This is a genomic window from Legionella nautarum, assembly GCF_001467895.1.
GTDB classification, from domain to species: Bacteria; Pseudomonadota; Gammaproteobacteria; order Legionellales; family Legionellaceae; genus Tatlockia; species Tatlockia nautarum.
This window is the reverse complement of the sequence record NZ_LNYO01000021.1, coordinates 83,444-91,571: the sequence shown is the minus strand read 5'-3', so window position 1 is coordinate 91,571 and position 8,128 is coordinate 83,444. Positions and strand designations below refer to the sequence as shown.

Genomic DNA, 8,128 nt, shown 5'->3' with positions numbered 1-8,128 from the left:
GTAGCGTTTTGTTTTAATATGTTGCAGCGCTTCTTGACCTGAGCTGGCTAAATCAACAACGCAGTCCATCGATGTCAGTATGGTTAACGCCACTTTTTGAGCAATTTCGCTGTCTTCAACGACTAAGACTGAATTGGGTTGATTGGGATTGGCTGCGAGAGTTCGTACAGGATTTAAAAAACGCTGTTCTTCTTCGGGCATTACCTCTTCAATTCCTGAGTTATCATCCAACAGAGGTGCTTTAAGTGGAATGATACAGGTAAATGTTGTACCACAATCTAGGGCACTTTTAACATAAATTTCACCATCCAACTCATCTATGAATTGTTTAATGATATAAAGCCCTAATCCTGCACCCTTATAAAGTCCTTTATAAGAGGGAGTAAGGCGTTTAAATTGCAGATAAATATCTTGCTGCTTATCCTTATCAATACCAATTCCTGAATCAGTGACTTGAAATTTAATGATTAATTGGCGTTTTTTTTGTTTAGCAAGCTCAGCGGTCAGAGTAACATGCCCTGAATGGGTAAAATTGAGTGCATTGCCGATTAATTCAAGGATAATGCGATGAAGCCTGATTTTATCGCCAATCACGTATCGAGGTAGATTGTCATCATAGATATAATTGAGCTGTAGCTTTTTTTCACCTGCTTTCGCTTTATGTAGGTTAATCACCTGATTGAGCATGAGATTAAGATCAAATTTTTTCTTAAGTTTAGGAATTTCGCCGGAGCTGACGCGAACGGCTTCTAGCACCTCATCCATTAAATCGAGCAATGCATGGCTTGAGGCCGCTAAATTATCTGCATATTCTTTGATGCGAGGCTCTTGGGATTCTAGCTTTAAAATTTCAGAAAACCCTACTATACCGGAAAGAGGGGTGCGTATATCATGGCGCATGTTCTCAAGAAATTCAGTTTTGGCAAGGTTTGCGGCTTTGACCAACTCCATTGATTTTTTTAACTCAGTCTGAGCTTCTTTCAGTTCAGTTATATCAAGCGAATTTCCAATAATACCAATTACTTGGTTATTTTCATCACGGAGCGGCATTTTAACACCGGTGAAATGCATCAATTGACCTGAGGCTGTCTTTAGGCTTTCTGACACAATGATGGCATTTCCTTGCGTCATAACCTCTGTGTCATTAGCAATTAAACTGATTGCCTGCTCACCCCATAATTCTTGATCGGTTTTACCAATCACCTCATAAGGCGATGATAATCCTGCCAGTTTTGCCGTAAGATTATTGCAGCCTAAGTAATATCCATTGCAGTCTTTCCAATACAAACAACCGGGGATTGCATCGATGATCCCATTTAAAAAATAAGCGATGTTATTTTTTTTAAGTTCGACATCTTTTCCAATAATAAGCGCGCCTTTAATATCATGATCGGCCAACGTCAGAGGACAGATAATCCAATTAATGTTGCATACATTGCCTGAGGCATTTTTGCAATCAAGATTAAAGTTTAATAATTGGGGATTTTTAAAAAAATGAGCGGGAATGGGACAGATAATACGTTGTTCTTGACATAGTTCTAAAAAATTATACCCACGAACCCTCTCAAGTGGCCACTTGTAAAATTTTTCACTGGTCGAGTTTAGGATTTCAATACTAAAATCATTTGCGATAACAATAGCAATATCACTTCCATAATCAAGAATAGCATTCAAAATAACATCCTGATGAATGCAAGCTGATGTTATCTCACTCTTTTTCATTTGCCAGATTACTCCACAATGCAGCCAAGCTGAGATACTTTCTTTGTCTTCTAACTATAGCATGTGGAGTAAAATCAGGAGTTATCAGTTAACTAGCGAAGCAGGTTTTGATATTGAAGGTATCAAATCCACATCATTTTCCGTTTCTTTTAAAGCCAGGTTAATTTGTTCAATATGGGAATTCTCTGCAGTGACAAGAATTTGCATTCTTGTCACTAGATTAAATGTGTAATTGTTAGTTTCTAGTGTATGGCGCATTTCATTGACAAAGCTTTCCAAACTTCCTTCGTGGGCCAATTTTGATAAATCACACTGAACAATAAATGACAATTTATTTAAATTATCCAAAAAGGATGGAATGTAGGCAAATTTTTTATACAGGGAAGGATCTTTTGCCGCCTGCCATAATTCCTCACTCATTTCTGCAAAATGAAGTTTTGAGGTAAATGAAATGTCATTAAATTGTTCAGGCATTTTCAATAAACCAGTTACAGAGCTTTTAAGCAGCGAAGGAGCACTGCTATTTTTGTAGTTGCAATTATAGGTGGAGCGAAAATAATACGTGCTGTCTTCATGCAAAAAAATGGCAATCCCTTTGTCATTGAGCAGGTTAAGAATATTTTTAACAAATTGTTTACCATATTCTTCGTCTTTTAGATAATAGGCTAAATGAGACACAAAAACCAAATCAATCGATTTGGGCGATACCAAGTGAGACGCGCTTAACTCGCCTACCAGCACATCTTTTTTAATCAAGACATGTTTTTTAATTACTGCACTACGAGATAAGATTGCTTCGGCCTCTTCGAGAAACTTATCATTAATATCAAAACCGAGATAATCAAATCCTCCAGGGCATTCCATCTTAGTTAAGTAACCCATGCAAGTCGTACTATCTGCACACCCCAGATCAGCCACTTTTATCCTATCGTCATTAAATAACACTTCTCTTTTTTTCAAGTTACTTGCAAATGCACCTACTATTTTTGCGGTATGGTTTTTTTGATCGGTTGCTTTGAGGAATGCTTCAAAGGCATCCTTATAATCAAAAATTCCTTCTGCGATCGGTGGTAGATGTTTAGCGGGTGAGAAAAAATTAAAATGTGTAGGTGCTAACTCGGAAGACTCATACATTAGACAGACATCCCTTCTGGAAAAAAGATGTTGACCAAGATATCACCAAATCTTAATGTAGTCAAATATTGAGCAATGGTTATTTATTTTGATCACTTAAAGGCAAGCCAACTGACTTTTTAGCTTGATTTAGCTCATTAAACTTGTTTCCTATCCCGACTCAAGCAACCAAGCCATGAGTAATTTGATGCTGCAAGTTTAGATTAAACTTTTGGTTTAAGGCCTAGGGTCTACGTACACACTAGGCCTTTAATAAAGAACTTATGATTGATTTACAGTTAGATGAGATGATAACGCTTAGGCGAATTTATTGGGATTATTTGGAAGAAAAAAAACTAATCATCACATCCAAGGTGAGATCATTATTCCCGAAATAGTTTAAACCGGAGGGTGATTGTCATTTAAAAAACATTTAAATGACAGGGGAGGTATTCTAGGCTATTATCGCCACCGTCAATTAGTGCCTAGTGGAATAGAAAGGATTTAAAAATGGAAATTATTAATCTCTCGTTTGAAGAAACGCTTGTCATTGAAATCAACAACCAACTTGTGACCATTCTTCCTAAAAGGGGTCAGCAGTTGCAAGGCGATATTTCATTTGGCATTTCGGCGCCAAAGATTATTTCCGTAAACAGGGAAGAAATTCATCGTTTAAAAAAGCAACAGCATTACACCTCCAAAAAATGATCCGCGTTGTTTAGGCCGGCAAAAGGAAATTAAATGGAACATGGTTTGTAACAGCACTCTTATTTCCACCCTGTACGACAGCGATTGCCAGTATGCCCTGTCCTTCAGTTAATAAGATTTAAGACTCTCTGATTTTACTATTCGTTTCAAAGAGCTCAGACCAAAATCTATGTGAGTGGAGAAACTTGCACTTTTTTAATTTAAAGTCAGCTCGCCTTATCCATGATTATAATTTTTCACCCGTTTATCCCTCTTATCAAAACTAAGAAACGGTTTGCACTTATCAAGGGACGTATCCGAATACGACCTTTACTGCAGCATCGAGTTGGTGGTAAAGATTTTTTTAGCAGCGAATGAACCGCATTGAGATTCATTCGTTAATTTCCAGGGTTAAGCTAGTAATCATGATTTTAGAATTGATCTCGATTATTATTTCGAACACATTAATGAAAGTTCCGTTTGTCTTGATCCCCCAGGCTCATTGGTTAAAGTCAGATTGATTGTATACAATGAATCACAATTTTTAGGCACTTCATCAATCATTAATTTGTTGTTTTCAATTTTCATCCAAGAAGGATGTGTCGCATTTGCAAAGGGTACTGAATAATGGATCTGTTCGTAAACCGGAACAATATCTTGGTTGGCTACGAAATCGTGAATTAAACTTTGGCCAGAATAGATTGGGATCACTAGATTAGTGCGAATAAAGCTGGGTGCCAATTCAGGGTTTTTAGTTATTTCTATTGGAATGGTGATAGGTTCGGAATTGCCTCCTAATCTTGTATTGGCATGCAGGGTAATATAGTAAATTTTTCCATAGGATCTATAGCCGGTATGAACTCTAAAAAATCCGTTATCAAATAGGTTATAAGACAGATCTTTTGGACTAATTTCGTCGATTAAAAAAGATACTTTTTCGTCGCCACCATTATCGATAATCAAATCATTGAGATTTATTCCAAAGCTCTTTTCAACTAAAACTTCCCAATTTGCCTCTTTTAGAATGGGTTTCTAGTTGGGTCACTGGCCACTGGTATGGTAATTCGAGTCGAGGCTATTTCATCATAATTGGAGAATGCCATCAGGGTAAACGTGATATTATTTCCGGCTTCCGATAAAGGTATATTGCTTTTAAGGTAGTTTTTTTTCTAGTTTTAACCATTCTGGGCACTCAGGATCTCGGTTGATTTTAAAATGAACTTGAAATGAGCTTTTTCCAGGCGGACTTCTTCCAATCAATTCTAGCAAATTAATTTTGTATTCTTTGCCAGGTGTTGCAACAGGGAGATTAATGTTGTCATTGAAACGAAAAACATTTTTAGAAAAATCGTTTATATAGACAGGAAGAGTCGTAGAATCTGTAGTTCCATCATGGGCAATGACTTTTAACTGAAATAAGTAGTCGCCTTCCATTTTAGTTGGTTTACCTACTATAGCAAATTCAGTGGGATCCCACTGTAATCCATCGATTGACATAGGGGAGACTTCAACATGAATGAAATCATCAGTATTTTCGACTGCTTCGTTCAATTGTTCTTTTGAAATAGAGATACAGTCGTTATTGTCATTCCAACACACCGAAAGATTATTTTCTGCCGACGCATCATATTCGCGTTTATTGACTTCTAGATGAAGATAACAAGCATCTTTAACTCCAAGCTTAAAATGTTTAAAGCAGGCGTCGCTAGACTCTGTGTTCTGAACTAGTCCGTGGGGTAAGTCGCTTATAACAACATGCTTTAAAATGGTATCCTTCGATGATATTTTAAAGGTTATCTCCGGTTTAGGCATTGAGAGAAAAGGTGAGATATCAAATTTAAAGTCAGTGTTAACTGTCGCAGTAACAAGTGGCGTAAGTTCCCAAAAAAGGCTTTGATGAATTTGTTCAATTTTAGTGCTGATTCTGCATGGATGGTGTTTGATAAGAATAGGGTTGCCAGAAGCGATATAGCGCGAATAACAGGTTGTTTTATTTGTAATTTCATGTGGCTAATATCCCTATTGAACTTGTCGAAGAAATAAAAGCCAGGATTATAATTGAGATAAGTAGATTCTGCGAAGAATTGATTATGATTGTCCTTATTTTATGTCCAAGAGTAGGTAGTTATTTGGTTTCTATTGGACATCATTTTTACATCCTCTCACGCTGTGAAAGAATCGTTGGTCGTTAGTTTAAGCGCAAAATAAGCGCTGAATGTGCTGAGGTTGTAGGGGTTTAAAGAGAATTGTGATACATTGATATTATAATAGATCACAAGTGCCGCGTTGCACCTAATTCAGATCCATTCACGTCGAATCTGCCATTCTATTGAATACATGTAGAAATCGTTGAACAAATTTGACTTGCTAGATTATTTGCTTCTTTTAGGGAGGATCGCCTAACTAAAAGTTGCTTTAATTCCTTAATTGAGTCCCTTATATGTATTACTTGTTTATCTTTAAGTTGAGAACTATGTAGCGCTTGTGCTATTTTGTACCATGCATAAGCTTTGATTAAGTTGGAGGTAATATGAGTTGCTTTTAACTTATTAGAACTACTACTCAATAATTTTGACTTCCTATAATAAATATCCCCAATATTAATTGCAGCGTCAGTGTAGCCATTTGAAGCTGATTTTTTGAAAAATGAAAGCGCCTTCTCATCATTTTGTAGTACATCCAGACCATTTTTAAACATGTAGCCAAGTTCAAAATCAAATGATGGCCAGCCATTCTCTTCCAATTTAGAAGCCCTTATTAATAGAGGGTAGGCCAATGAATACCATTCCTTATAATAATATTGCTCACCAAGGAGACCTGCGCACCAAGCATTACCACGATTGGAGCATTCTCCTAAATCATCACGAAGTTTATAGTTTCCAATTTTATCATCAAAAATATTCATTCCATTCTTATGAAATATCTCATATGCTTCATTGAAATTATCCATATTCTTTTTTGCTTCTGCCACATTCTTGGCAAATGCATGTATGCTAGTCATAAATAATAAAATAATTAGTAGTCTTTTCATTAAAATTCCGATAATTAACTGTGGTTGGTCGCACTTATAATTCACCATGTACAGATGCAAAAAGTATTCGACTATCTTCCTTTTTTAACTCTATCTTTTCATTAAACAATCTATATATTTCTGTTGTAATTCCTTGAGGGTGAAATTTTGTAACAAAAATCCTTGGTGATAAGGGTAGCAACATGATCAATTCAACTTTGTTCATGACAAAAGATAATCAAATAGATATAATTCTATCATCATGCTCAAATAATGACAAAATATCTAATAGTGATTTCTATTGAAGCAATATGAATTTAACTACAATAAAAAAGCTCTACTTTACATAAGGTTGGGGCAAAGGGAGTAATGGAACCACTAACCCACTTAGAGAAAAACCATTATAATAACAATAAGTTAAATAGGTCTAAAATACAGTGATTTCTTAGCTAGAGCCAAAACTGATATATCAATATGCTATATAATCAACCAAGTCGAATAAGTTAATTTCTAATTTAATGCTTAAGTGGTTTAGTGGTTCCATTACTCCCCTTGCCCTAGTCCTTGCTTTTTAAACCGTAAATTTTGACATGAATGGGCTCACTACCCCATAGTGAGATTTTTATTCAATCGACTGCAGCAGTTTGGATAAGTAGTGATGCTCAGAGTAATCGTACGCTTATTTCGAGCTAAATTTTTTCCTGAATCTTCTATACTTTCTAATGTGATAATTTAATTGAACTAGGAACTGACATGGATAGCATACATGAATTAGACCGCTTACGTAAAAAATGGATGAAATTAGAGGATGAGTTACAAAATGATCTTAATCAGGGCATAAGTGAAGAAGAGTTTTTGGTAAAAGATCAGATATGCCAAGCTGTTCATAAAGAATGGCAAAACTTCTTGTTTAAACATAAAAAGGATATTTTTCTAAAAGTAGAAAATGAGAAGTAGGTTTCACTTATTGCAGATTAGTCTCAATTTTAATTTAAAATGACTTTTAGTCCCAGACCTACTAAGAAGAATTCTATTCAATCCATTTATAAAATGGTTGGTGCGGGGGGATTACCAAACAAAAATAGAGATTTTATCGTTAACCTTGTCGCAGTTAATATCATTATATATGGAGGCCAAAATTTATCCATTTAATCATAATCATGATGTATATATATGCTTACTTGAAATCACTAAATTTGTTAGAAATCTAATACATCCTGGAAGAAAAATTAAGGCTAAATTTTATAAAAATACAGAGCAAGAATATCTTTTTTTAGAAAGTGTTTATTTAAATTTAAAATCATATTATTACAGCTAATATTAATTATTGGGACAAAGCTCCATAATTACTTTTTAGTTAAGGTGTCTGCCATATCTATATTCTAGCGAATCGTCTAATACTTCATGATTTGGGATAAATCAGGGAAAACGTTTTATGCTTGCTAATCTGATCTTGCCTCGATATTTCGGACACCAACTTTATGCTGCAACTGAAATTCAACTGGTGTCTGATATCCCGGAGTAGAATGTAGTCGCTGCCGATAATAATGGATTAGTATTTAACCCGGCACAAACAGAATTCTTAATTGATCGAGA

At 35.5% G+C, this 8,128-nt stretch carries 7 protein-coding genes; 2 read left to right on the top strand and 5 right to left on the bottom strand.

Annotated features, from left to right (window positions below; translation table 11 throughout):
• Together Lnau_RS10765 and Lnau_RS10760 are read right to left on the bottom strand one after the other, a co-directional pair.
• Window positions 1-1,722, bottom strand: a 1,722-nt coding sequence (locus Lnau_RS10765; RefSeq protein WP_157070654.1) for a hybrid sensor histidine kinase/response regulator, incomplete at its 3' end; no start/stop codon positions are given.
• 84 nt (window positions 1,723-1,806) lie between these two features.
• Window positions 1,807-2,856: a class I SAM-dependent methyltransferase gene (locus Lnau_RS10760; RefSeq protein WP_058505156.1), complete on the bottom strand. Its 1,050-nt coding sequence runs from the start codon at window positions 2,854-2,856 to the stop codon at window positions 1,807-1,809.
• A gap of 489 nt (window positions 2,857-3,345) precedes the next feature.
• On the opposite strand from Lnau_RS10760, the gene Lnau_RS10755 reads away from it, so the two are divergent.
• A complete protein-coding gene (locus Lnau_RS10755) occupies window positions 3,346-3,543 on the top strand; it encodes a hypothetical protein (protein WP_058505155.1) in 198 nt (65 codons plus the stop codon).
• Between the two features lie 429 nt (window positions 3,544-3,972).
• Here the strand turns inward: Lnau_RS10755 and Lnau_RS10750 are convergent, their stop codons facing one another.
• The 3 genes from Lnau_RS10750 to Lnau_RS10740 form a co-directional block, all read right to left on the bottom strand.
• Entirely contained in the window at window positions 3,973-4,485 is a 513-nt protein-coding gene (locus Lnau_RS10750) for a hypothetical protein (RefSeq protein ID WP_058505154.1), read from the bottom strand.
• 189 nt (window positions 4,486-4,674) lie between these two features.
• Window positions 4,675-5,334: a hypothetical protein gene (locus tag Lnau_RS10745; protein WP_058505153.1), complete on the bottom strand. Its 660-nt coding sequence runs from the start codon at window positions 5,332-5,334 to the stop codon at window positions 4,675-4,677.
• Window positions 5,335-5,848: 514 nt separating this feature from the next.
• On the bottom strand, window positions 5,849-6,553 hold the full coding sequence (locus tag Lnau_RS10740; protein ID WP_133134928.1) for a tetratricopeptide repeat protein: 705 nt from the start codon (window positions 6,551-6,553) through the stop codon (window positions 5,849-5,851).
• A gap of 732 nt (window positions 6,554-7,285) precedes the next feature.
• Between Lnau_RS10740 and Lnau_RS10735 the strand changes: the two genes are divergently transcribed.
• Entirely contained in the window at window positions 7,286-7,489 is a 204-nt protein-coding gene (locus Lnau_RS10735) for a hypothetical protein (RefSeq protein WP_058505151.1), read from the top strand.
• Window positions 7,490-8,128 lie beyond the last annotated feature (639 nt).

What these genes read in the sequence shown, in the direction of transcription:
- Lnau_RS10760 (WP_058505156.1), bottom strand. Translation starts at nt 2,856, where the DNA reads ATGTATGAGTCTTCCGAGTTAGCACCTACACATTTTAATTTTTTCTCA.
- Lnau_RS10755 (WP_058505155.1), top strand. Translation starts at nt 3,346, where the DNA reads ATGGAAATTATTAATCTCTCGTTTGAAGAAACGCTTGTCATTGAAATC.
- Lnau_RS10745 (WP_058505153.1), bottom strand. Translation starts at nt 5,334, where the DNA reads ATGCCTAAACCGGAGATAACCTTTAAAATATCATCGAAGGATACCATT.
- Lnau_RS10740 (WP_133134928.1), bottom strand. Translation starts at nt 6,553, where the DNA reads ATGAAAAGACTACTAATTATTTTATTATTTATGACTAGCATACATGCA.
- Lnau_RS10735 (WP_058505151.1), top strand. Translation starts at nt 7,286, where the DNA reads ATGGATAGCATACATGAATTAGACCGCTTACGTAAAAAATGGATGAAA.